The sequence below is a fragment of the Gordonia sp. C13 genome, from assembly GCF_023218005.1.
Lineage (GTDB): Bacteria > Actinomycetota > Actinomycetes > Mycobacteriales > Mycobacteriaceae > Gordonia > Gordonia namibiensis.
In genome coordinates, this window is record NZ_JALPSY010000029.1 from 15,133 (window position 1) to 40,099 (window position 24,967).

Sequence of the window (24,967 nt, forward strand, 5' to 3'; positions counted from 1 at the left end):
CGATGAGGAGTCACCCATGACACGCGAGGTACACGGCGAGACAATCACAGTCCCCGCGGCCTACGGCGACACCGAGATGTACGTGACCCGGCCGGCCGGATCCGACGGCGCACCGCTGCCCGGCGTCCTGTTCGTCACCGACGTGATCGGCCTCCGCCCGCGAACCCGCACGATGGCCGACCGGATCGCATCGTGGGGATACGTCGTCGCGGTACCGCATCTCTTCTACCGCTTCGGCACCGCCGAGGAGTGGGCGCCGGCCGACGACCTGCTGCTGCCCGAGGTCCGTGGCTCGTTCTTCAAGGCGGCGATGCCGCGGGCATCGACCCTCACCGCCGAGGTCGCCCGCGCCGACCTCATCGCCTACCTCGACGCCTTGCGCTCGGTGCCCGGTGTCTCTGCGGGCCCGATCGGCGTCACCGGGTATTGCATGGGTGGACGGCTGGCCCTGAACCTGGCGGCGGCGCGTCCCGCCGACGTGGCCGCGGTCGGGATCTTCCACACCGGCAACCTGGTCACCGACGCCCCCGACAGCCCTCACCTGCACCTCGTCGACATCGACGCGTTCGTGCTGGCGATCCACGCCGACAAGGACCGCTCGCTCCCCCACACCGCGGTCGCCCAGTTCGAGCATGCGCTCATCTCGAGTGGCGTCACACATTCGGCGACCGTCTATCCGGGTGCCGCGCACGGTTACACGATGTCGGACATCGCCGCGTACCACCACGAGGCCGCCGAGCACCATTTCGCCGAACTCGAGGGATTGTTCCGACGAACCCTGACGGCATGAGCCCCGAGCCGTGGCAGTGGCAGTGCGCCAGAGAACCTACCGATCGGTACGACGACTGAGCCACACCATCGCGAGGGGAGTGTGTTTCGACTCGCGGTGCCCCCGTGGTGCGCGAACAGGCGGTTCCTGGGACTAGCCTCGTGGAAGTCAGTGACCGTGACAGGAGCTCTTCGTGTTCGTCGTCGCCCACATCAGCGACCTTCATTTCAACGGGACGCGGTTCAATCGCAGCCGCATCCAGTCGACGCTGAGTTACATCAACGCTCGCGCGGCCGGAATCGACGTCCTGCTGGTCACCGGAGACCTGGCCGATGAGGGCGTGCCGAGCGAATACCGGGAGGCCTACGGCGTTCTCGAGAGCCCCTTGCCGATGCTCATCACCGCGGGCAACCACGACGTCCGCGAACCGTTCAGCGCCACTCTGCTCGGCGCCGAGACGTCCGGACCGATCAATCACGCCCGACGCGTCGGCGACGTCCTGTTCCTGATGTGCGACAGCTCCGTCCCTGGACGCAACGACGGTTACATCGACGACCAGACGATCGCCTGGATGTCGGCTCAGCTCGAGGCCGAGGACCCGCAGACACCCGTCTTCGTCGCCTTCCATCACCCGCCGGTCGAGCTGCACATGCCGTTCATGGACTCGATCCGGCAGACCGGCGAGGAGCGCCTGGTCCCGCTCGTCGAACGCCACCCGAACATCGTCGCGTTCCTGTGCGGGCATGCCCACACACCCGCCGTCACCCGATTCGCCGACCGCCCGCTGTGCGTCGCGCCGGGAGTCGCCTCGACACTGAATCTGCCGTTCGAGGGCACCGAGATCGTCAACCGCGGACAACCGCCCGGCATCGCCTTCCACATCTACGACAAGGGACGCCTCGTCACCCACTACCGCTCGGTCATGATCTGACCGAACTCCGTTCGGTGATGTTCTGACCGAACTCCGTTCGGTGATGTTCTGGCCGAACTCCGTTCGGGGGATGCGCGCTGAGGGGTCAGCCCTCGGTACCCGAACCGATCGCCGACGATCCGGCGTCGAGCAGCTGTTTGAGGACCTGTCCGCCGAGGTCGGTGAGCAGACCGGGTCCGGGATCGGGGAGGTTCTGCGGGAGCACACCCGGCTGGTGGGTCGCCGGGATCCGGGCGGCGCGAGTGGCCTCGAGCCGGATCCCCCGCGTCTGATCCTTGGTCAGCGGAGTGAGGTACTTGCTGAGATCGGTGGCGGTGGTGAGGGTTCCGACGACCCGCAGCCCGGTCGCGCCGAAGTCCGCCGCCCCGCGCCGGATGTGATTGGGCGAGGTCACCAGGATGATGTCGCGGATACCTTTCGCACGCAGGATCTCCGAGGTGTTCTGCGCGTTGGCCACGGTGGACCCCGACTTGTCCTCGGTCAGGATGCGGCCGCTGTCCACCCCGTTCTCGACCAGCCAGTTCTTCATCGCGGCGGCCTCGGTGATGCCGTTCTTGGGGACCCCGCCGGTCACGACGATCGGTGCGGCGGTGGTGATCTCGGATTGCGCCTTGCCCGCCGTCACCCGATTCACCAACTCCGGGGCCATCTTTCCGTTCGCGTTCAACCCGAACCCCAGGACGACGATCGCGACCCGCCCGGACACCGGTTTGGGCGTGGTGTCGGGCACGATCTGCGCGGCGGTGGCGACTCCCGAGATCACGTTGCGAGCGGTGGTGGCGAGGAGGGGGTTCAGCACCCGTAGGCGACCGAGCGCGGCATTGCTGACCGACGCTTCCTCCAACTGGTCGGCCCAGATCGCCTGCAGTGCAAGCGCATCGGTGTCCGCGGGAGCCAGCGTCAGCGCCTTCTGCAATGCGGCCAGACCGCCGGCGACGTCCCCGTTCGCGAACTTCGACTGGGCCTCGTTGTACAGCCCGGCCGGGTCGACGGCGTCCGCCACCGTCACGACGCCGGCCCCGTCGGCGGGGAGAGACCCGAAGGCCACGCCGCCGAGCGCGGCGACCGCGATGGTCGCGGCCGCAGCCAGCCGGAAGCGCTTCACTCTGGTCACACCAGTCACTCGCGTAACAGTACGAGGCATCCGCAACGGCCCCGCACCCGTCCGATTCCAGATCGGTAACGGGCACGGGGCCGTCGAGGGACCTCGCGTGCGCTGGTCAGCGCCGCAAACCGGCGACCTTCAACAGTTCCGGACGACGCAGGACGAGGCCGATCCACATCAGCACGCCGAGATAGACCGCGAACAGAACCGTGCTGAAGAGCGGCTCCTCGATACGCATGTTCGCGGTGACCGCGCCGCCGAGGTAGGCGGTGATGCCGAGCGCGCCCAGCACCGCCGTCCGCGGGATCGCGTACACGACAAGGCAGACGAGCAACACCACACCCATCACGATGGCCTGGTCGGAGTCGAAGCCGAGCTTCTCGGTACCGTCGATCACCGCCTGCGGGCGGGTCAGCTTCCCGATGACGTCGAATGCGAGGAATGCGCCGACGAGGACGCTGATGACGATCCCCACGATGCGGCGCCAATTACGGCTACCGGTGGTCTCGGACGAGTTCCGCGTGGTGATGTCGGTGGCCATGATGTTCTCCCTGGTGGTCGAGCGATGTGGTGGTCGTGCAGGGATAGACACGGCTCGCCCGGGAAACTCATCGGGGCTCGACGCAGCTACTCGGCGAGGGTGTCCAGCAGCGGGCGGACCCGGAAGTCCACCATCTCCCTCATCACCAGAGCGGTCGTGGTGCGCTTGACGCCCTCGATGCCCAGGATGTCCCCGGCGATGCGGTACAGATCGTCCGCATCCTGCGCGGCGACGTGCACCAGCAGGTCGGCGACCCCGGTGAGGCCGTGGACCTGCAGGACCTCGGGTATTGCCTCGAGCGCTGCACCTACCTGATCCAGCTTGCGCTGGGTGACATTGGTGAGCACGTAGGCCTGCAGCGGATATCCCAGGACAGCCGGATCGACGCGCCGCTCGAAGGAACGCAAGGCGCCCGCGGCGTCGAGCTTGCTCAACCGGGCCTGAACGGTGTTGCGGGACAGCCCGGTCCGCTCGGCGACCGCCATCACCGTGGCCCGAGGTCCTCGGCGAGGACCGTCAGGATCTTGGCGTCGATCCGGTCGGCCCGATGTTCGCTTGGCAAGATGCCAACCTCCGTTCCCCACACCCCCGCTGAAGGTGCGCATACTGCTCAGTTCCGCTGACAAGTATTGCGCAAACCGACTGTCATTGCTGGACTGTGAGCACACCTTCTCGTAGAACCGGCCAGCCCCGACGGAACACAACCCCGTAGGCGACCCGGATTTCGCCCTGCCGGCCGCGACCGATCCGTCGCCGCCGAGGGGGCGTCGGTCAAACCTTCACATCCGCACGCCGTGCCGCGGTTCGCGTGGGTGGTGTTCGAGAGTGAGTTCCCGTGTCCCAGTCCGCATTTCTCGACACCGTCGCCGCGCCGCCGTCACTCGGCGACGCAGTGACGCCCGAACAAGCCGCGCTCGAGTCGATCCAGCAACGTGTGCTCTGGCTGTCGACCTCGATGATCCACCACGCCAACCGGGTTCGGCCGAATCCCAGCGGTCTGCAGGTCGGCGGACACCAGGCGTCGTGCGCGTCGATGGTCTCGATCATGACCTCGCTGTGGTTCGAGCACCTGCGCCCCGGTGATCGCGTGTCGGTGAAACCCCATGCGTCGCCGGTGCTCCACAGCATCAACTACCTGCTCGGCGAGCTCGACGAGAAGTACCTGACCACGCTCCGCGAGTTCGGCGGCCTCCAGTCCTACCCCAGCCGCGCCAAGGACCCGGACACCGTCGACTACTCCACCGGCTCGGTCGGCATCGGCGCGACCGCCCCGATCTGGGGCGCGATGGCACGACGCTACGTCGACACCCACGTCGGCGACACCGGCCGCGGCCGGCAGTACTCGCTCGTCGGCGACGCCGAACTCGACGAGGGCGCCGTCTGGGAGGCCATCCTCGATCCGGGGATCGCCGATCTCGGCGGGGTGGTGTGGATCGTCGACCTCAATCGCCAGTCACTGGACCGCGTCGTGCCGAACATCGCCGCCCGTCGCCTGGAGAAGATGTTCGAAGCGGCCGGCTGGCAGGTCATCCCCGTACGGTTCGGACAGCTGCTCGAATCCCTCTTCGCCCGCCCCGGCGGCGACGCACTGCGGACCCGCATCCTGCAGATGCCGAACCCGGAGTATCAGCGACTGCTCCGCTGCGCCGCGGACGAGGTCCGTGACCGTCTGCCCGGCACCGGTTCCGAGAGCGGGAAGATCACCGAACTCATCGCCGCACTGGACGACGAAACCCTCTTGGCAGCGGTCCGCAACCTCGGCGGTCACGACCTGCAGGCGCTGTCGCAGGCGTACCGGCAGATCGATGACACCCGCCCGACGGTGATCATCGCCTACACCATCAAGGGCTACGGTTTGCCCACGCAGGGCCACCCCCAGAACCATTCGGCGCTGCTGACCGTCGAGGAGTACCGGCAACTGGCGGCGGCCCTCGGGACGGACCCGGACCGACCGTGGGGCCGGTTCACCGACGACGACCCGGCAGGTCGTCTGTGTGCCGCTGCAGCACGACGCCTTCAGCGGGATCCGGTACCTTCGTTGCCCGACGTCGAGATCCCGGCCGACTTCGGTCGCACCCCGAAGGGCACCAGCACCACCCAGGCCGCGCTCGGTCGGTCGCTGCTCGACCTGACCCGTCAGTCGCCGGAGGCGGCGAAGCGTGTCGTCACCGTGAGCCCCGACGTCAGCTCGACCACCAATCTCGGCGGCTGGGTGAACAAGGTCGGCGTCTGGTCGCCCACCGAGCGCCACAACTGGTTCGCCGACGATCCCGAGACGATCATGCACTGGAACGAGCGGCCCACCGGGCAGCACATGGAACTCGGTATCGCCGAGACCAATCTGGTGGGTCTGATCGGCGAACTCGGTGCCACGTGGAGCCGCTGGGGACAGCCGCTGCTGCCGATCGGCGTGCTCTACGACCCCTTCGTCGAACGCGCCCTGGAACCGTGGTCGTACGGCATCTACGCCGGCGGCCAGTCGATCCTGGTCGGCACCCCCTCCGGGGTCACGCTCGCTGCCGAAGGCGGCGCGCACCAATCGATCAAGACACCGTCGATCGGTCTCGAGCAACCGGGTTGTGTCAGTTACGAACCGGCGTTCGGGATCGACGTCGAGTGGACCCTGTTGGCTTCCCTGTCCCGGCTCGGCCGCCCGGACGGCACCTCGGCGTATCTACGTCTCTCCACCCGTCCGGTCGACCAGTCCCTCGCCGCGGTGCCGACCGACCCGGCCGCGCGCGAACGTCGACGCCGTCAGGTCGTCGCCGGCGGTTACCCACTTCGACGGAGTGAGAACGCACAGGTGACGATCGTGGCGATGGGGGCCCTGATCCCCGAAGCACTCGCCGCGGCAGACCGGTTGCAGCAGCAGGGGATCGACGCCGACGTCCTCTGCATCACGAGCCCCGGACTCCTGTTCGAGGCCTGGCAGGCGCGCCAGGGTCGAGGCAACGGTGAGAGCTGGATTCTGGATCAACTCTTCCCGGGCGACCGTGCCACCCCGATGGTCACGGTCCTCGACGGACACCCGCACACCCTGGCGTTCCTGGCCGGTATCAACCGGGTGCGCAGCACCAATCTCGGTGTCTCCCGGTTCGGTCAGGTCGGCTCCCTCGACGACGTCTACCGACATCACGGCATCGACGCCGACGGCATCGTCTCCGCCGCTCTCGACATCCTGCCCTGACCGAAATGACAAGACCCCCGGGACCGCATTCGCGGGGCCCGGGGGTCTTCTCGTCGAAACCGGAAGCGCTTACAGCGCTTTGAGTTCCTCGATGACGCTGTCGACGCTCTTCTTCGCGTCACCGAACAGCATAGAGGTGCCGTCGGCGAAGAACAGCGGGTTCTCGATACCGGCATAACCCGAACTCATCGACCGCTTCAGCACGATCACCGACCGCGCCTCGTCGACGTTGAGAATCGGCATGCCGTGGATCGGGCTGGACGGATCGTTACGGGCGGCCGGGTTGGTGACATCGTTGGCGCCGATCACGATCGCGACATCGGTACGGCCGAACTCGCCGTTGATGTCGTCCATCTCCTTCATCGCGTCGTATTCGACGTCGGCCTCGGCCAGCAGCACGTTCATGTGCCCCGGCATACGACCGGCCACCGGGTGGATGGCGTACTTGACCTCCACACCCTTGGCCTCGAGCAAGCTCGCCATCTCCTTGACCGCATGCTGGGCCTGGGCCACGGCCAGACCGTAACCGGGCACCACGATCACCTGATTGGCGTAGGCCATCTGGATCGCGGCGTCGGCGGCGGAGGTGGCCTTGACGGTGCCGCCCTCGGCGCCGGGACCACCGGCGGCTGCGGAGTCGCCGCCACCGAACGAGCCGAACACGATCGCCGGGATCGACCGGTTCATCGCCTTGGCCATCAGGTTGGTCAGGATCGAACCCGACGCGCCGACGATCATGCCGGCCACGATCAGCGCGGTGTTGTCCAGCGCGATACCCGCCGCTGCGGCCGACAGACCGGTCATCGCGTTGAGCAGCGAGATCACCACCGGCATGTCCGCGCCGCCGATGGGGAACACCACGAACAGACCCATCACGCCGGCGGCGAGCAACAGCCCGACCATCCACCACACGCTCGCCCCGCCACCGTCGGTGGCCTGCACTCCGAGGTAGATCGCCAGACCCAACGCGACGAGCAGCAGCACGATGTTGGCGGCCTGGAACAGCTTCGCGTTCGCCACGAAGGTCTTCTCCAGACCCTTGGGCATGATCTCCTGCAGCTTCGCGAACGCGACCAGCGATCCCCAGAACGAGATCGAACCGATGATCGCCGCGATCAGCGAACCCACCACCAGCGGCGAGGCCGGTTCGGTGTTGTGGAAGACCGAGAACCCGGAGGTCTCGATGAACTCCGACCACGCGATCAGCGCAACCGTGCCACCGCCGACGCCGTTGAACAATGCCACCAGCTGCGGCATGGCCGTCATCTTGGTCTTCAGCGCCGGCGGGATACCCAGCACCACACCGAGAACCAGACCGATCACGATCAGGATCCAGTTGATCGTCGGCACGCCGACCGTCGAATGACCGTCCTCGCCGACCGCGCCCGCGTTGTAGATGTAGAGCAGCGTCGCCGCCACCGCCAAACCCATACCGGTCGCGGCGATCCAGTTGCCGCGCACCGCGGTCTTCGGGCCGGTCAGACCCATGAGGCCGTAGATGAACAGCGAGAAGGACACGATGTAGAGCGCCATGACCAGGTAGGACAGGCCTTCGCTCGGGGTGTGCGCGCCTGCGGCGAGCACCAGTTGCGAGCCGATCACTTGGCGGCCTCCTTCTTACCCTTGAACATGCCCAGCATCCGGTCGGTGACCGCGAAGCCACCGATCACGTTGAGCGTGCCGAACACCAGCGCGACGAACGCGATGATCCGCACACCCCACCCGGCATCGGCAGGAAGCTTGCCCAGCACCACCAGCGCACCGAGCACGACGATGCCGTGGATGGCGTTCGTGCCCGACATCAACGGGGTGTGAAGGGTGTTGGGAACCTTCGAGATGACCGCGAAACCGACGAACCCGGCCAACACCAGGATCGCGAGATTCGCCAGAAGTCCGGAATACATCAGGCCTTCACCTCCTGCGAGTCACGGGTGACGCACGCAGCGGCGAGCACCTCGTCGTCGAAATCCGGTGTGATCGCGCCGTTCTCATCCAGCATCAGCTCGATCAGCGCGAGGAGGTTCTTCGAGTACAGCTCGCTGGCATGCTCGGGCATCGTCGCCGGCAGATTCAGCGGCGCGGTGATCGTCACGTCATGCTTCACGACGGTCTGCCCGGGTTCGGTGAGCTCGCAGTTGCCGCCGGTCTCACCGGCCAGATCCACCACGACGCTGCCCGGCTTCATGCCCTCGACCGCGGCCGCGGTCACCAGGCGCGGGGCCGGACGGCCCGGGACCAGCGCGGTGGTGACCACCACGTCGAAGCCCTTGATCGCGTCCTCGAGCGCCTGTTGCTGCTGCGCGCGTTCTTCCTCGGTCAGCTCACGGGCGTAACCGCCTTCGCCGGCGGCGTCGATACCGAGATCGAGCCACTGCGCTCCGACCGACCGGACCTGTTCGGCCACCTCGGGACGCACGTCGTAACCGGTGGTCCGACCGCCCAGGCGCTTGGCCGTGGCCAGCGCCTGCAGGCCGGCCACACCGACGCCGAGCACCAGCACCGTCGCCGGCTTCACCGTGCCCGCCGCCGTGGTCAGCATCGGGAAGAACCGCGTCGACAGGTCCGCGGCCACGATCACCGACTTGTAACCGGCCACGTTGGCCTGCGAACTCAGCGCATCCATCACCTGTGCGCGGGAGATACGCGGGATCGCCTCCACCGCGTAGGCCTCCACGCCCGCCGCACGCAGGGCGCCGATCTTGTTGTCGGCATTGCGCGGTGCCAGGAAGCCGATCAGCTTCTGCCCGCTGCGCAGCTTGCCGATCTCGTCATCCGACGGCGGCGACACCCGCAACACCACGTCAGCGGAATACGGGTCACCGATCGTGGCCCCGGCTTCGGTGTACGCCTCGTCGGGAATCAGGGCGCCGAGACCGGCCCCCGACTCCACCACGACGGGCACACCCTTGCCCACCAGCGAGGCGGCCACCTTCGGGACGAGCGCCACGCGGCGCTCTCCCGGGGCCGTCTCGCGTACGACACCCACTGTCATTTCACTCACCCTGTCTGGTGGCGACGCCGTGTCGGCGCCGCCTTGTTTCGGCGCCTGTCGTCGGCGCACATGTGTACAACGCCGTGACCTGCGTGCAAATCGTGCAGCTCCGCCATGTGTCGGCGGCGCGGACGACCTGACGCAGGTCACGAAGTGCTCGGGTTCCGACAGCGATGACTGTCACCCGGCTCACATTTAGAGGTTGGAAAAACATAACACGGGTTCTCAGCGCAATCTCAGGGGAGTCGGATACCTCACTCACCCTTGACAAAGCGATTCATCACGACCTTTACGAATACCGGCCGGTAACGCCTAATCCGTTGGAACAGATCAGGTAACGCTGTATCTACGCTCGTCGAGACCGGTCGCGCCATCGGGTGCAGGAGACTGGTACCGCTCGACCTGCGGGCGCCCCTGTTTGTCGAAGGCCCGGCACGTGACGGTGTGGTCGCCTTTGTCCGCTTGCCACACGAACTTCCACTGCCGCCAGGTGTCGACGCTGTACTCGGTCGCGAGCTCCGCAGGTTGCCACGGTCCGTCGTCGATCCGGACCTCGACGCGCTCGACACCTACGTGCTGTGCCCATGCGGTTCCGGCGATGACGACCTCACCCGCAGGATGGGAGGTACCCCGGGCCGGGCGGTCGATCCGCGAGGCCAGTTTGATGGGTCCGAGCGCCGACCATCCGCGGTCGGTCCAGTACGCCCTGGCCTCAGCGAACCTGGTGATCTCCCAGTCGACAACCCACTTGGTCGCCGACACGTATCCGTACAGGCCGGGAACCACCTGCCGGACCGGGTAGCCGTGTTCGATCGGTAACGGCCCCCCGTTCATACCGACCGCCAGCAGGGCGTCCCGGCCGTCGGTGATGTCCGAAATCGGTGTGCCGCAGGTCCATCCGTCGACGCTGGTGGACAACAGCATGTCCGCCCCGGGTCGTACGCCGGCGAGGTCGAGGACCTTCTGCATCGGCACACCGAGCCATCGGGCGTTGCCGATCAGGTCTCCCCCGACGTCGTTGGACACGCACGCCAGCGTCACGAACCGTTCGGTCATGGGCATCGCCAGCAGGTCTTCCCAGGTGATGGTCACCTCTCTGTCGACCTCTCCGTGTATCCGCAGTCGCCATTCGACGGTGGTGAGCGTCGGAACCTGGAGCGCGGTGTCGATCCGATAGAAGTCGTCGTTCCCGGTGACGAAAGGCGTTGCACCGGAGGGGTTCAGGTCGACCCCGGGCGGGATCGGCGGGGCCGGGTCGACGGGTTTCGGCAGCAGGATCCGTGCGCGGTCGGCCAGTGCGCTCGCGGTGTCGGCGAGCATGCGACGGCCGATGACGCCGATCGCGACGGCGGCCACCGCGACACCGCCCGCGGCGAGGACGAACCGGCGGGAAAGTGGTTGAGGTTCAAACTCTTCCGCAACTTCGTCGATGTCGCGTGGCGGCTCGTCGTCGAGCTGGGCGAGTAAGAGTTTCACCACGACGATGCCCACGACGCCGGCGAGGACCGAGGGCAACGCATACGTCCACGTCGCACCCGACCGGTTCACTGCTGCCAGCACTCCGATGGCCGCGAAGACCGCGATGATCGCGGAACCGAACGGTGGACGTCGCCGCTCGAGGTACCCGCAGGCGCCCGCGATCGCGGCGATGACGATCCCCATCCCGACGAAGAGGGCGACCTTGTCGGCGATGCCGAAGGTCTGGATGGCCCACTCGCGGACAACCTCGGGCGAGTGATCGACCACCGACGAGCCGACCGCGAAGTAGGGCGACGCGTCCGGCGACACCGGCACCGCGGCGATCTCCCCCGCCGCCAGCCCGGCACCCACCGCGATGATTCCGGCCACCCAGGGGGCGGCGTCGTGTGCGCGGGGGTCCGACATGATGGTCACACTTCTTGATACCGGAGTTCCCGCACAGGGCGGTGGTTCCGCACCGGACACCGACTGTTCATCCGACGATCGATCGGCTGACCTGCCGCTTCGGTCACAATCCGGCGACCTCCCGCTGAATGGGCACCAAGACTAGAACAGGTTCTATTTTGTCCGCTAATCTGGCCGCATGGCTACCAGTACCGAGATCCCGGAGACCGTCGCCCTCGAATCGGTGACCGAATTCTCCGACGAGGTCGACGTCGTCGTGATCGGATTCGGCATCGCGGGCGGATGCGCCGCGGCGGAGGCCGCGGCGAACGGCGCGCGCGTCCTGCTCATCGAACGCGCCGCCGCGGCCGGCGGCACCACCTCCCTGTCGGGAGGATTCTTCTATCTCGGTGGCGGCACCGCCGTCCAGAAGGCGACGGGTCAGGACGATTCGCCCGAGGAGATGGAGAAGTACCTGACCGCGGTGTCCATCGACCCCGAGGTCGACAAGATCCACGCGTACTGCGTCGACAGCGTCGACCACTTCAACTGGCTCGAAGGGCTGGGCTTCACCTTCGAGCGCAGCTTCTACCCGGAGAAGGCCGTCATCCAGCCGGGCACCGAAGGCCTGATGTACACCGGCAACGAGAAGGTCTGGCCGTTCAAGGACCAGGCCGTCCCCGCCCCGCGCGGCCACAAGGTGCCGGTTCCCGGAGAGACCGGTGGCGCCTCCCTGGTGATCGACCTGCTCGTCAAGCGGCTCGGCGAACTCGGCGTCGAGGTCCGCTACGAGACCGGCGCACGGCAGCTCGTCGTCGACTCCGACGGAACCGTCGCCGGCGTGACCTGGAAGAAGCCCGGCGAGGAAGGCGTCATCCGCGCCACCTCGGTGATCATCGCCGCGGGCGGCTTCGTGATGAACCCCGAGATGGTCGCCGAGCACACGCCGCACCTCGCCGAGAAGCCGTTCGTCCTCGGCAACACCTACGACGACGGCCTCGGACTGCGCATGGGCCGGTCGGTGGGCGCCGAGCTGAAGTACATGGACAAGGCGTTCATCACCGCGCCGATCTATCCGCCCGCAAGCATGGTCATGGGCGTCATCGTGAACAAATTCGGCGAACGGTTCGTCACCGAGGACTCCTACCACGCCCGCACGTCGGGATTCATCATGGAACAACCGGACTCGGCGGCATTCCTCATCGTCGACGAATCGCACATGAACCCCAAGCAGAACTACCTGATCCCGCTGATCGACGGCTGGGAGACGATCGAGGAGATGGAGCGCGACCTCGGCATCCCCGAGGGCAAACTCCAGGCGACCATGGCCAGGTACAACGAGAACGCCGCGAAGAAGGAAGATCCCGACTTCCACAAGGCGGCCGAGTTCCTCGAACCCCAGGACAAGGGTCCGTGGGCTGCCTACGACCTCTCGCTCGGCAAGGCGATGTACGCCGGCTTCACCATGGGCGGCATGGCCACCTCGCTCGACGGTGAGGTGCTCGACGAATCCGGGTCTGTCATCAAGGGCCTCTACGCCGCGGGCGCGAGTGCCACCAACATCGCCCAGGACTGCAAGGGATATTGCAGCGGAACGCAATTGGGCGAGGGATCGTACTTCGGCCGGCGCGCCGGTCGGCACGCCGCAGCGAAGGTGACCTCGCGCGCGTGAGCTGGTTTCGATACGGTTCTCGCCTAGCGGCTCGAACCTACTCAACCAGCAGGAGCGCATACCCGCTGGTTGAGTAGGGCCGAGGCGCCAGCCGAGGTCCGTATCGAAACCAGGCTGCCAACCGGTCTTTGTGGGCCGTTGTCAGCGGGCCGGGGAGAATCTCCGCAACCGCAGGCTGTTCCCCACGACGAACACCGAGGAGAGCGCCATCGCGGCCCCGGCGATCATCGGGTTGAGCATGCCGGCTGCCGCCAGTGGGATCGCGGCGACGTTGTAACCGAAGGCCCAGAACAGGTTTCCCTTGATCGTGCCGAGGGTTCGACGCGCCAACCGGATGGCGTCGGCGACCACGCGGAGGTCACCACCCACGACCGTGAGGTCGCTGGCCGCCATCGCCACATCGGTGCCGGTGCCCATCGCGAGACCGAGGTCGGCCTGCGCCAGTGCGGCGGCGTCGTTGATGCCGTCGCCGACCATCGCCACCACGTGACCCTGCTCCTGGAGTTCCGCGATCACCTCGAGCTTGCGTTGCGGACTGACCCCCGCGGTCACGTCATCGATTCCCACTTCTGCCGCAACAGCTCTCGCCGCACCTTCGTTGTCACCGGTAAGCAGCTTCGGCGTGAGTCCCAGGCGCCGGAATTCGGCGATGGCCTCGGCCGACGATGGCTTGATTCGGTCGGCCACCGCGATCACGCCGACCGCGACCGCTTCGGACGCAGCGTCGTTCACGTCGCCGACGAGGACGACGACCGCCGTCGCACCACCTGATTCGGCAGTCGACACCGCGTCCGCGAGGTCCCCGGGCAGCGGCACGGTGACCTTACCGGGTGAGAGGACCTGAACTCGCTTGTCCCCCACCGTGGCTGCGACACCGGCACCCTGGGTGGACACGAAGTCTCGCGCCTTCTCGGTCACGTGGTCACGACCCGCGGCGATGACGGCGCGGCCGATCGGATGTTCCGACCCCGCTTCCACCGCAACCGCCCACGCGAGCACCTGCGACTCATCCTGACCGCCGGCGACGGTCACCGTCGACACCGTCATGTCGCCGGAGGTGACGGTGCCGGTCTTGTCCAGCACGATGGTGTCGACGCGTCGGGTCGACTCCAGCACCTCGGGCCCCTTCAACAGGATGCCCAGCTGTGCGCCGCGGCCCGTGCCGACCATGAGGGCGGTCGGCGTGGCGAGCCCGAGCGCACACGGGCAGGCGATGATGAGGACCGCGACTGCTGCGGTGAACGCGAAGGTCACGTCGCCACCCGCGAAGTCGTCCAACGACGCCGCGCCGAGCCAGAAGCCCAGCGTGGCAATCGAGATCGCGATCACCGCGGGGACGAACACCGAGGAGATCCGGTCGGCCAATCGCTGTGCGTCGGCCTTCCCCTCCTGCGCAGCGGCGACCATGCGTGCCATCTGCGCGAGGGCCGTGTCGGAACCGACGGCGGTCGCCCGGACGACGAGCAGTCCGCTGGTGTTGACGGTCGCGCCGATGACCGCATCGCCCACGGTCACCTCGACCGGGACCGATTCCCCGGACACCATCGACGCGTCGATCGCCGAGGCGCCGTCGACGACGATGCCGTCGGTCGCGATCTTCTCGCCCGGGCGCACCACGAACTCGTCACCAACCGCCAACTGCCCGATCGGAATTCGGGATTCGACGCCGTGTCGTCGGACCACGACGTCTTTGGCCCCGAGATCCATCAGGGCACGCAGTGCATCACCGGCGCGTCGCTTGGACCGCTTCTCGAAGTAACGACCCGCCAGCAGGAAGGTCGTCACGCCCGCGGCCGCTTCGAGATAGATGTGCGAGGCCCCGTCGGCGCGTTGGGGAAGCAGGTCGAACCCGTGGGTGAGGCCTGGCGTCCCGGCGGTACCGAGGAAGAGCGCGTACAGCGACCAACCGAACGCGGCGAGCGTGCCGACCGACACCAAGGTGTCCATCGTGGTCGCGCCGTGACGCAGGTTGATCCATGCTGCGCGATGGAACGGGTAGGCGCCCCACACGACCACCGGCGCGGCGAGCGTCAGCGACAGCCACTGCCAGTAGGTGAACTGCCAGGCCGGGATCATCGCGAGGGCGATCACCGGGACCGACAGCACCGCCGAGACGATCAGCCGCTGCCGCAGCGCGACGAGTTCGGGGTCTGCCGTCGATGCGGCGTCGGTCGTGTCCGTCGACCCAGCGGGCGGGTCCGGCAGGATCGGCGCGGCGTCGTAACCAGCGGCGCGGACCACCTCGACGAGGTCGTCAGCGGCGAGACCGGTGGGGACCTCGACGTGGGCACGTTCGGTCGCGTAGTTCACCGAGGCGGTGACACCGTCGAGTTTGTTCAGTTTCCGCTCGATGCGGTTCGCACACGACGCGCAGGTCATTCCGGAGATGTCGAGGTCGACCAGTTGCAGGCCGGGACTCGCGGACATCAGTGGTCACCTCCATGTGTCATGTCGCCATGCGGAGCCGAGTCCGGAACGGCCGTCTCGACGACGCCGTGCGAGGGTGCGTCGTGGGTGACCGGCTCGGGTTGCGGTCCCCATGCCCGGCCGACGCCGAAGGCGATCGCGAAGGCGGCGATCAGCGCGACGACGTAGACCAGGGGGCCCTTGGGAATGCTCATGTCACACCAGTGAGTACCCGGCTTCGGCGACCGCTCCGGCGATCTCCTCGCGCGGGATCTCACGGTCGGCGACGACGCGTACGGCTCCGTCTTCGAGGGTTACGTCGACACTGGTCACGCCGGCGATCTCCTCGATCTCCTCGCGGACGGAAGCGACGCAGTGGCCGCAGGTCATCCCGGTGACGGTGTAGTTGCTGGTGGTGCTCACGGGTTCTCCTCTGATTGCTGTCTCGTGGTTGGCGGCGGGTCGGTCGGTGTCAGGACTTCACGAGTCGGGCGATCGCGGCCATGGCCTCGTCGACCTTCTCCTTGCCGGCGGCGTCGCTCTCCTGCGCGGCGTGTACGACGCAGTGGGCCATGTGCTCCTCGAGCAGACCGAGGCTGACCGCCTGCAACGCCTTGGTCATGGCCGACACCTGGGTGAGGATGTCGATGCAGTACGAGTCCTCTTCGACCATGCGCTGCAGCCCACGTGCCTGGCCCTCGATGCGGCGGAGACGCTTGAGATAGTCGTCCTTGCGGCCGATGTAGCCGTGCTGGTGCTCGTCCATGTCGCTCCTGTGGTGACGGGTACCCCTTAGGGGTATGCCTCAACAGGTATACCAGCGTTCGCCCGCCAACGGTACCCCCCTACCGTATTTGGATCCCGTCGGCCGGTCGGTCGTCGAACAAACCGCAACACGAAACCCCGACGCATGACGCGTCGGGTTCGAGGAACCGCGGGAGCTACGGCCGCAGGGCGGCGGCGAGGCGCGCCAGGGCCACGGCGACGTCGTCGAGTGCCGCGCTGATCTCTGCACGGCGCGCGGCTTCCTTCTCGGAGATCTCCGAGGCCTGGTCGGTCACCTGCGTACCCGGGACGCCGACAGGATGGACAACGGCCCCCTCAGAAGGGGAGACGTCCGGAAGCGCCGGCGCGGCGTGAGCCGGTGTCACCGGGTTCACCGGCGCCGGGCCCGGTCCAGCCGTGTCGGGTGCTGCCGTGCTGGGCACCGCCGGGCCGGAAACGTCCTGGCTCGGCGCGTCAGATCGATGGCGTCGACCGTGGTAGTCCTCGGACACGACCGGTTCGGCGTTGGTGGATCGACGGCCGCCTCGGTATCCCGACTCCGGAGGCGGTTCGGGCGTCGCACCGTGAGCGGGCTCGGAAGAAGGCTCCGTGACCGGCGGAGTGGGCGGTTGATGAGAGTCGGGCAGCCGGTGCGACCCCATTCGTTGCGGATTCGGGGTCGGGGGTTGCGGACCCGTCCGGCCAGGCCCCGGCGCAGGTCGTTGATGATTTCCTGCTCCGGCGCCCGTCATCACCGACGGGGCGTGTCCGTTCGAGTGCGCAAAGAAGTGGGGCCCGCCGTGGCCGACGAAGAAGACGCACCCGACCCCTTCCGGCGACGGGACCGGGCACGGGTTGCGTTCGATGAGCGACTGAGCGCGATCGTCGAAGTCGTTCCACTCCAGCCAGAGGCGACGATCGTGCCTCGGGTGGGTGCTCGCATCCGTCGCGTGATTCCCGCGATGGCCGATCGCGAGACGACACTGCAGCAACCAATCGGAATCACCCGACAGTCCCAGCGCCGCCCGTTCGGTCGGCCGGCACACCACCGTCGACCAACAGCCTTCGCCGTTCATACGGACTCCCCTTCATACCTGCAGTGCTTCACGTCTACGCGCGCCATCCAGCCATGCCACGCCGGTCTTCGCAGTGGTCTCGAGTGTTCGCCGATCTCGGCTCGCCCCCCGGCAAGCGCCACGGCGTCCCCGATGGCCGCGGTGCTGTGAAGATCCCGGGCGTCAGTCTACGAAGGAGGCCGGTCCGGTGTCACCCTGTTCGTCCCCGCGCGTCCCGGCGACAAACATCACGATCCGGCGATTCACCTCCTCCGGGCGATCGAGGTGGAGGAAGTGCCCGGCGTCCGCGACGACCGCAGTGGCACTGCCGTCGGGCAACACGCCGCGCACGTGGTCGGTGAATCTCGCCTGCATGCAGCCGTCGTCGGCGCCGTGCAGATACAGCGTGCGGCAACGGGGTTCGCGCAACCAGTCCCGGCTGAGGTCCGCGTACCGCGCGTCGGTCCGCGGCCGGAGCATTGCCCGGTAGTAACCCAGGACGGCAGCGCGATGCTCGCGCGTCGGCAGCGCGGCGAGGGCCCGGTCGATGTCGAGGTCGTAGTTCGGCCGCGGCGTGCCGGGGCGTCGTAACCGCCAGCGGCGCCACAGCAGGGGGATCAGCCAGCCGAGACTGCGCTCGGGCAACCAGGGCAACTGGTTGAACCCGATGTACCAGCTCATGGTCGCCTGCCGCGCCAGAAGCCGAACTGCACCCGGTCCCTCGGCGACCGCGCTCCGGATCGCGGGGATCGGCGGAACCGACATCGCGACGACCGCCGAGTACGGGTTGTCCGAGCGGTGCGACAGGGCGTTGACCGTCAGCGCACCCCAGTCATGCCCGATGAGCACCGCGTCGGGACCGGCACCGACCGCCCGGTGGATCTCCCGGGCGTCGTAGGCGAGCGCTGCGACGTGAAAGTCCTTGTCGCGCGGGATGTCCGACGGCGCGTACCCGCGGGTGAACGGCGCGACGACGCGATAACCGGCGGCAACCAGTTCGGGGGCGAGCAGACGCCATGTCCACGCCGAGTCCGGAAAACCGTGAAGACACACTGCAACCGGGCCGTCGACCGGACCCCACTCCAGCGCGTGGAGGGTGATGTGTCCGAGGTCGATGGTCTCGTGCCGCGGGGCGTCGGAGTCGTCGTGGGGTTCGGTGTCGCGCGCGTCCGGTGAGCTCTGGGTCATCGGCGCCAATGTATCTCTCGTATCCGACGACCGCATCTATCTGTGCCCGCGGGTGCGCGGCGTGGGCGTCCCCTCAGGCCGTGATGCCGGCGAATCCCGACTCTCGGATCTCTCCGTCGACGAGACGGAAGGTGTGGGATTCCCCGATCTCGGCCGTGAGGGGAAAGTCCGTTCGGACGTGAGCGCCACGCGACTCGGTGCGGGCGGTGGCCGCCGCGATGACCGCCGCCGCGGTCAGCGTGAGCGCGGCATCCTCGACCTCGCGCACCGTCGCGGGAACCCGCCGCGGCGCACTCGCGATCGTCTCGGCCGCGTACGCCAACCCGTCGGCGGATCGGCGAAGAGCCACCCGTCTCGACATCGTGTCCTGCAGCAGCTCGCGGTCGAGGATCGGCACCGGTCCGGGCGTCGCGACGGGAACTGAGTCGGCCGGCCGCAGGTCACGTCGTCCGACGGCGACCGCCGCGGCACGCCGGCCCATGACGAGGCCTTCGAGCAGGCTGTTCGACGCCAGTCGATTGGCCCCGTGCAGGCCGGTCCGAGCGACCTCCCCGGCGGCCAGGAGACCGTCGACGGCGGTACGCGCCTCGTCGTCGGTCACCACGCCACCGCAGAGGTAGTGGGCACCCGGTACGACGGGGATGCGGTTGCCGGCCGGGTCGAGACCAGCCGACCGGATTCCGGCACTGACCGTCGGGAATCGCCGCTCGAAGTCGGGCACCCCGCTGATGTCGAGGTAGACGCAGGGATGCCCGGTCAGTTCGATGGCGGTCTCCACGGCGTTCGCGACCACATCGCGGGGAGCGAGGTCGCCCATCGGGTGCACGCCGTCGGTCACCGACCGTCCGTGCGCGTCGACGAGTCGCCCGCCCTCCCCTCGCACGGCCTCGCTGATGAGCGTCCGACGCCCACGGGCGCCCGGCGTGTAGAGCATCGTGGGGTGGAACTGGATGAATTCGAGGTCGGCGACGTGCGCTCCGGCCCGCAACGCCAGCGCGATGCCGTCACAGGTGGCACCGGACGGATTGGTCGTCGCCGCGTAGAGATGGCCCGCACCGCCGGTGGCGAGCAGGACCGTCGGCGCGTGGACCACACCCCACCGGTCGTCCTGCAGATAGGCCACTCCCGTGACCCGTCCGTCGTCGACCCGGACCTCCGTGACGATCGCGTCGTCGAGGAAACGGATGGACTGCCCGGGGTCGGCCTCCCGCTGCGCGACGGCGTCGTTGAGCGCACGTTGGATCGCGGCGCCCGTCGCGTCACCGCCGGCGTGGATGATCCGTCGCACGGAGTGGCCGCCTTCGCGGGTGCGCAGGAGTTCACCGTCGGCGTCGCGATCGAAGTCGGCGCCCCACCCGATCAGCGCGGACACCGATGACCACCCGTCGGCCAGGATCGGGCGCGTCGCCGCAGGGTCGGTGAGGCCACCGCCGGCGGCGAGCGTGTCGGCGAGGTGCAGATCGATCGAGTCGACGTCGTCCGGACCGGTCGAGCGCACACCGGGCATGACCACCGCGACCCCGCCCTGGGCGTAGAACGTCGAGGTCGGTTGCTCCCCACGGTCGGGACGCCAGCTGGGGCCCTTGTTGACCACGACGACCGACAGTCCGCTCTCCGCGGCGCACAGTGCGGCCGTCAGGCCCGCGATACCGGCCCCGACCACGACGAGATCGGCACGGTCGGCGATACCCGCGCCCGGTCCGTATGTGGACGTACTCATGTCATCCGCCTTTCGCCGGTCGTACTCTGACAACCCCGGCGAGGTGTTTTCGATTCCCAGTCGAAAACCCTACCCCGCAGCTCCCCGCGACGAAATGCTCGATCGCCTGATGTTTGATCAACCCGGATCGCGGCAACCCCGACCACCATGAAAACCCTCTGGTTCGACCCGGCGAACGACTCCGATCACGCCGGACTCCCCGACGTGCGTCCCGAGACCACCCCGTTCGGGACGGTCGACACTTATGACCAGATCGTCGTGGGCGGTGGCATCACCGGCCTGACCACGGGACTCCTGCTGGCGCGGGCCGGACAGAAGGTCGCCGTCCTCGAGCGACGCCACATCGGTGCCGCAGCGACCGGCCACACCACCGGCAAGCTCTCACTGCTGCAGGGCACGCGGTTGTCATCGATCTCGAGTCGGCACGGGAAGTCCGCGGTGCAGGACTACGTCGAGGCGAACCGTGAGGGCCAGGCATGGTTGCGGCACTACCTCACCCATCGCGGCCTGCAGGTCGACGAGCGTGCAGCACTGACGTTCGCGGCCACTACGTCGGGCGCGAAGACCGTGGAGAAGGAGTTCGAGGCCTGCCGGGCGCATGACATCCCGGTCGAGCACGTCGATTGTCCGGAACTGCCGTTCGACGTCAAGACGGCCATCCGCCTCGAGGGGCAGGCGCAGATCGACCCGATGGTGGTGCTCCGCGCCCTCGCCGACGACCTCCGCGCACACGGCGGCCACCTCTACGAGGAGGTGCACGTGCAAGGTCTGCGCCACGGCACGCCCCACACCCTCACCACCGACGCCGGTGACATCCGCGCCGAATCGGTCGTGCTCGCGACCGGCGTCCCCTTCCTCGACCGCGCGGGGTTCTTCGCCCGGGTGCATCCACAACGCTCGTATGCGGCAGCCTTCGTCGTCGACGGGGAGATCCCGCGCGAGATGTACCTCGGCGCCGACAACCCGTCGGTGTCCCTGCGAACCGCGACACGGCCGGGCTACGACGGTGAGCTGCTGATGGTCGGCGGTTTCGGTCACGAGGTGGGACGCACGAAGTCCGAACGTCAACACGCCCTGGACATGATCGCGTGGACCGAGAAGCACTTCCCCACCGCCCGCATGGTGGCGCGCTGGTCGGCGCAGGATTACGTGACGATCGACGAAATGCCCTACGTCGGACCGCTTCTGCCCGGCATGGACAGCGTTCAGGTCGCCACCGGATTCGCGAAGTGGGGCCTCACCAACGGCGTCGCCGCGGCGTTGTCGATGACCGGACGGATCCTGGGCTCGGAACCACCGTGGTCGACGAGCCTGCGCCCCTGGCGCTCGTCCGAGATCACCAAGCCTGGATCGCTGGCCTCGGCGGCATCGGCCAACGCGCAGGTCGCGGCCTACATGGTCGGCGGTTACCTGAGTCTGTTGAAACCGGCGAACTCATCACCCGCCGAAGGCGACGGCAGCGTCGGACACTCCGGCGCTTCACCGAAGGGCGTGTGCACCGTGGCCGGACAGACGCAGTCCGTCGCCCCGCTGTGCACGCACCTGTACGGCGTGTTGCGCTGGAACGACGCCGAGCAGTCCTGGGACTGCCCGCTACACGGTTCACGGTTCAGCCACTCCGGTGAAGTACTCGAAGGTCCTGCGACCCGAAAGCTGTTCTCGCAGCACCCCTCCGAGGGCTGAACCGCTGCGCTGCGCCGTGCCCCGTCACCGCCCGCCGAGAATCCGGCGGAACACCGGTCCCGTCACCGTCGCGACGGGTCGTTGCAGCGCCCCGTCCAGAATCCGGACACCGATGTCGAGCGCGCGTGCGTCGATCCCGACGAGGATTCGATCGCGATCACCGAGAACGCCGGCGAGGATCGCCGCGGCCGCGGCATCGGGGTGCGCACCGGGTAGCCGTCGGTCGAAGCCCTTGGTGACGTACTCCCGCACCGCCGGGTCAATGTACCGGGCCCGCCGGGCGATGGCGGTGTGAACGACCCCCGGGCAGACTATATGGATTCGTGCACGGGATCCGCTGCCGCGCAACTGTTCCTGCACGCTCTCCGAGAACCCGCGAGCGGCGAACTTCGACGCCGAGTACGCGGATTGCGCGGGCGACCCCATCAACCCGAATGCGCTCGAGGTGTTCACGATTCGTCCGCCCCCGGCCTCGAGGTGCGGCAGGAACGCCTGCGTGCCGTTCACGACACCCCCGAAGTTGACCGCCATGATCCGCCGTGCGTAGTCGTCGTCCTCGTCGAGGACGGATGCGACCATCGTGATGCCCGCGTTGTTGAAGACCAGCGCCGGCGCGCCGTGGCGTCGGGTCATCTCGTCGGCGTAGGCGGTGACCGCAGCGGCGTCGGCGACGTCCATTTCGGTGGCGTCCACCTTCGCCCCGCGGTCGGCCGCAGACTTCGCGGTCTCGGCCAGGGCCGGCGAGTCGACGTCGCTGAGCAGGACCGGTATCCCGGCGGCTGCCAGCCGGTTTGCCAGCGATCTGCCCATTCCCGACCCGGCGCCGGTGATGACGGCGCCTCGTCCCGCACACAGCCGACGGAGGCGTTCGTCGGTGACTCGCGGGTGCCACACGTGGCCAAGATTCAGGGAGACCTTCACCCCACCGGACTACCCGGGCGGAGTCGTCCTACACCTCCGCCGCGTTTACGCGGTGGCCGCGCGGGTACCCCTCTTCACCATGGGCCGACCGGCCCGAAAGCGATCGAGAGGAGTTGGGGACGAGTGTCGGACGCAGTCGTCGTGGGCGCCGGACACAACGGGCTCATCTCCGCCATCCGGCTGGCCGACGCCGGCTGGGACGTCACCGTCCTCGAAGCCGCTCCCGAGGTGGGCGGCGCGATCAAAAGTGCCGAGTTGACCCCCGGCTACGTCACCGATCTCTTCAGCGCGTTCTATCCGCTTGCGGTGGCCTCCCCGGTCTTCGCCGACCTCGCTCTCGAAGACCACGGGCTCGAGTGGAGTCGGGCACCGCTGGCGTTCGGGCACCCGGCCGGACCCGAGGACGACGACGCCCCGGTCATCCACCCCGACGCCGCCGACACCGCCGCACACCTCGCCACCTTCGACCCGCACGACGGCCGGGCATGGCTCGACCTCGTCGGTCAGTGGGAGACTCTGCGACCCGCCATCCTCAACACCCTCTTCGGACCTTTTCCGCCGGTCCGCGCCGTGCTGTCCCTGTTGCGCTCGATCGGCACCGCGGATGCCCTGCGCCTGGCGCGTTTCCTGATATTGCCCGCCGACCAGATGGTGCGCGAACTGTTCCGCAGCGAGAAAGCCGGCCTTCTCATCCTGGGCAACGCTCTGCACGCCGACATCCCCCTTCACGCACCCGGAAGCGGGGTGATGGGGTACCTGCTGACCATGTTGGGCCAGGACACCGGGTACCCGGTTCCCGTCGGTGGTGCGAGCGCACTCTCGGCCGCTCTCCGACGCCGCGCGGAAAGCGCAGGGACACAGGTACATTGCAACACCCGGGTCACCGGGATCGACGTCCGGGGAGGTCGTGCGGTCGGCGTCGTGGACAACGACGGACGACGGTGGAAAGCCGATCGAGCCGTCCTCGCCGACGTCTCGGCACCCGCGCTCTACACCGAACTGCTCTCTCCTGCCGATGTGCCCGCCCGGGTACTGGACGACCTGCAGAGGTTCACCTGGGACACCCCGGTGGTGAAGGTCAACTACGCCGTCAACGGCAAGATCCCATGGCGCAGCGCCAATCTGGCCGGAGCGGGCACCGTTCACCTCGGCGCGGACGCGCGCAACATCGCCTACTCCACCGCCGACATCGAGACCGGCAACATCCCCGAGCATCCATTCCTGCTGTTCGGTCAGATGACCACGGCCGATGCCGGACGGTCGCCCGTCGGGACCGAGAGTGCATGGTCCTACAGCCATCTTCCCCGCGGGGTCACCGACGACGAGGCGGCTCGGCTCCTCGCCGCGCGGATGGACGAGGTGTTCGAGGAACACGCTCCCGGCGTCGCCGACATGATCGTGGGCCGGCATGTCCAGACACCGAACGACCTGCAGAACGCCGACGCCAACCTCGTCCATGGGACGGTGAACGGGGGAACGGCACAACTGTTCCAGCAGTTGATCTTCCGACCGTCACCGAACCTCGGCGGCGCCACGACACCCGTGGACCGCCTCTACCTCGCGGGGTCGGCCGCACATCCCGGGGGCGGAGTCCACGGCGCCTGCGGCAACAACGCCGCCCGCGCCGCACTGGCCTCCGACGGCCTACGAGGGATGCCGCGAAGAGCATTCAACCGCACCCTCAACAAACGCCTCACGAAGAGCCGAGACAACAAGTGAACGGAGAACATTCATGAACCGCGTCGAACGCCACACATCCGCTACCCCCGCACAGGTCTGGTCGGTGCTGTCCAACGGTTGGCTCTACGCCTCCTGGGTGGTCGGCGCCTCACGCATCCGCGACGTCGACGCCGAGTGGCCTCAGGCCGGATCGAAAATCCACCACTCGGTGGGTGTCTGGCCGGCACTGCTCAACGACGAGACCACCTCGTGCGAGTCGAAGGCCGGGCTGCTGGAGCTCTCCGCCGCCGGCTGGCCGTTCGGTCGCGCCCGCATCCGGATGACGATCGAGAAGGACGGCAACGGCTCGCTCATCGGTATGGAAGAGTTCGTCGAGACCGCCCCGCTGAAGTGGATCCCGCCGGTGGTCCAGCAGACCGCCATGTCTCCCCGACTCAGCGAATGCCTCAACCGCCTGGCGATGCTCGCCGAGCGTCAGCCGAGCTGACG

Annotated in this window: 21 protein-coding genes and 1 pseudogene; 7 read left to right on the plus strand and 15 right to left on the minus strand. The window is 68.0% G+C overall.

Annotated features, from left to right (window positions below; all coding sequences use genetic code 11):
• Positions 1 to 16: 16 nt before the first annotated feature.
• Together M1L58_RS19310 and M1L58_RS19315 are read left to right on the plus strand one after the other, a co-directional pair.
• A complete protein-coding gene (locus tag M1L58_RS19310; protein ID WP_248660115.1) occupies positions 17 to 790 on the plus strand; it encodes a dienelactone hydrolase family protein in 774 nt (257 codons plus the stop codon).
• 172 nt (positions 791 to 962) lie between these two features.
• Positions 963 to 1,700: a metallophosphoesterase family protein gene (locus M1L58_RS19315; RefSeq protein WP_248660116.1), complete on the plus strand. Its 738-nt coding sequence runs from the start codon at positions 963 to 965 to the stop codon at positions 1,698 to 1,700.
• A gap of 85 nt (positions 1,701 to 1,785) precedes the next feature.
• Here M1L58_RS19315 and M1L58_RS19320 read toward each other — a convergent pair whose 3' ends face one another.
• The 3 genes and pseudogenes from M1L58_RS19320 to M1L58_RS19330 form a co-directional block, all read right to left on the minus strand.
• A complete protein-coding gene (locus tag M1L58_RS19320; RefSeq protein WP_248660117.1) occupies positions 1,786 to 2,814 on the minus strand; it encodes an ElyC/SanA/YdcF family protein in 1,029 nt (342 codons plus the stop codon).
• Positions 2,815 to 2,920: 106 nt separating this feature from the next.
• Positions 2,921 to 3,346: a DoxX family protein gene (locus M1L58_RS19325; RefSeq protein ID WP_248660118.1), complete on the minus strand. Its 426-nt coding sequence runs from the start codon at positions 3,344 to 3,346 to the stop codon at positions 2,921 to 2,923.
• An 86-nt stretch (positions 3,347 to 3,432) separates the two neighbouring features.
• Positions 3,433 to 3,908 (minus strand): annotated as a pseudogene (locus M1L58_RS19330) (Lrp/AsnC family transcriptional regulator).
• A 273-nt stretch (positions 3,909 to 4,181) separates the two neighbouring features.
• Here M1L58_RS19330 and M1L58_RS19335 point away from each other — a divergent pair.
• Positions 4,182 to 6,533 carry a transketolase-like TK C-terminal-containing protein gene (locus M1L58_RS19335; RefSeq protein WP_374112758.1) on the plus strand — a complete coding sequence of 784 codons (2,352 nt, stop codon included), beginning with the start codon at positions 4,182 to 4,184 and terminating at the stop codon, positions 6,531 to 6,533.
• 69 nt (positions 6,534 to 6,602) lie between these two features.
• Here the strand turns inward: M1L58_RS19335 and M1L58_RS19340 are convergent, their stop codons facing one another.
• The 4 genes from M1L58_RS19340 to M1L58_RS19355 form a co-directional block, all read right to left on the minus strand.
• A complete protein-coding gene (locus tag M1L58_RS19340; protein ID WP_248660119.1) occupies positions 6,603 to 8,135 on the minus strand; it encodes an NAD(P)(+) transhydrogenase (Re/Si-specific) subunit beta in 1,533 nt (510 codons plus the stop codon).
• A complete protein-coding gene (locus M1L58_RS19345; RefSeq protein ID WP_006358004.1) occupies positions 8,132 to 8,437 on the minus strand; it encodes an NAD(P) transhydrogenase subunit alpha in 306 nt (101 codons plus the stop codon). The genes M1L58_RS19340 and M1L58_RS19345 overlap by 4 nt, the downstream gene beginning before the upstream one ends.
• Positions 8,437 to 9,525: a Re/Si-specific NAD(P)(+) transhydrogenase subunit alpha gene (locus tag M1L58_RS19350; protein WP_248660120.1), complete on the minus strand. Its 1,089-nt coding sequence runs from the start codon at positions 9,523 to 9,525 to the stop codon at positions 8,437 to 8,439. Before M1L58_RS19350 ends, M1L58_RS19345 begins: the two co-directional genes overlap by 1 nt.
• Before the next feature lie 330 nt (positions 9,526 to 9,855).
• A complete protein-coding gene (locus tag M1L58_RS19355) occupies positions 9,856 to 11,409 on the minus strand; it encodes a molybdopterin-dependent oxidoreductase (RefSeq protein ID WP_248660121.1) in 1,554 nt (517 codons plus the stop codon).
• Positions 11,410 to 11,587: 178 nt separating this feature from the next.
• Between M1L58_RS19355 and M1L58_RS19360 the strand changes: the two genes are divergently transcribed.
• Positions 11,588 to 13,060 (plus strand): FAD-binding protein, encoded by a 1,473-nt coding sequence (locus tag M1L58_RS19360; RefSeq protein ID WP_154884020.1) that lies wholly within the window; start codon positions 11,588 to 11,590, stop codon positions 13,058 to 13,060.
• A gap of 141 nt (positions 13,061 to 13,201) precedes the next feature.
• Here M1L58_RS19360 and M1L58_RS19365 read toward each other — a convergent pair whose 3' ends face one another.
• From M1L58_RS19365 to nadB, 7 genes are all read right to left on the minus strand, one after another.
• Positions 13,202 to 15,487, minus strand: a complete 2,286-nt coding sequence (locus M1L58_RS19365; protein ID WP_248660122.1) for a heavy metal translocating P-type ATPase — start codon at positions 15,485 to 15,487, stop codon at positions 13,202 to 13,204.
• Positions 15,487 to 15,681 carry a hypothetical protein gene (locus tag M1L58_RS19370; RefSeq protein ID WP_006868688.1) on the minus strand — a complete coding sequence of 65 codons (195 nt, stop codon included), beginning with the start codon at positions 15,679 to 15,681 and terminating at the stop codon, positions 15,487 to 15,489. The genes M1L58_RS19365 and M1L58_RS19370 overlap by 1 nt, the downstream gene beginning before the upstream one ends.
• Before the next feature lies 1 nt (position 15,682).
• Positions 15,683 to 15,889 (minus strand): heavy-metal-associated domain-containing protein, encoded by a 207-nt coding sequence (locus tag M1L58_RS19375; RefSeq protein ID WP_154884023.1) that lies wholly within the window; start codon positions 15,887 to 15,889, stop codon positions 15,683 to 15,685.
• 49 nt (positions 15,890 to 15,938) lie between these two features.
• Positions 15,939 to 16,232, minus strand: coding sequence for a metal-sensitive transcriptional regulator (locus M1L58_RS19380; RefSeq protein ID WP_005196646.1), 294 nt, complete (start codon positions 16,230 to 16,232; stop codon positions 15,939 to 15,941).
• A gap of 175 nt (positions 16,233 to 16,407) precedes the next feature.
• Entirely contained in the window at positions 16,408 to 17,307 is a 900-nt protein-coding gene (locus M1L58_RS19385; protein ID WP_248660123.1) for a hypothetical protein, read from the minus strand.
• Positions 17,308 to 17,469: 162 nt separating this feature from the next.
• On the minus strand, positions 17,470 to 18,474 hold the full coding sequence (locus M1L58_RS19390) for an alpha/beta fold hydrolase (RefSeq protein ID WP_227026502.1): 1,005 nt from the start codon (positions 18,472 to 18,474) through the stop codon (positions 17,470 to 17,472).
• Positions 18,475 to 18,547: 73 nt separating this feature from the next.
• Positions 18,548 to 20,194 (minus strand): L-aspartate oxidase, encoded by a 1,647-nt coding sequence (gene nadB / locus M1L58_RS19395; protein WP_248660124.1) that lies wholly within the window; start codon positions 20,192 to 20,194, stop codon positions 18,548 to 18,550.
• 147 nt (positions 20,195 to 20,341) lie between these two features.
• On the opposite strand from nadB, the gene M1L58_RS19400 reads away from it, so the two are divergent.
• Positions 20,342 to 21,877 (plus strand): FAD-dependent oxidoreductase, encoded by a 1,536-nt coding sequence (locus M1L58_RS19400; protein WP_248660125.1) that lies wholly within the window; start codon positions 20,342 to 20,344, stop codon positions 21,875 to 21,877.
• Positions 21,878 to 21,901: 24 nt separating this feature from the next.
• On the opposite strand, the gene M1L58_RS19405 is transcribed toward M1L58_RS19400, so the two are convergent.
• Positions 21,902 to 22,771, minus strand: coding sequence for an SDR family NAD(P)-dependent oxidoreductase (locus tag M1L58_RS19405; protein ID WP_308221828.1), 870 nt, complete (start codon positions 22,769 to 22,771; stop codon positions 21,902 to 21,904).
• Positions 22,772 to 22,921: 150 nt separating this feature from the next.
• On the opposite strand from M1L58_RS19405, the gene M1L58_RS19410 reads away from it, so the two are divergent.
• Positions 22,922 to 24,517, plus strand: coding sequence for a phytoene desaturase family protein (locus M1L58_RS19410; RefSeq protein WP_248660127.1), 1,596 nt, complete (start codon positions 22,922 to 22,924; stop codon positions 24,515 to 24,517).
• A 13-nt stretch (positions 24,518 to 24,530) separates the two neighbouring features.
• Positions 24,531 to 24,965 (plus strand): SRPBCC family protein, encoded by a 435-nt coding sequence (locus M1L58_RS19415; RefSeq protein ID WP_248660128.1) that lies wholly within the window; start codon positions 24,531 to 24,533, stop codon positions 24,963 to 24,965.
• The last annotated feature ends 2 nt before the right edge of the window (positions 24,966 to 24,967 follow it).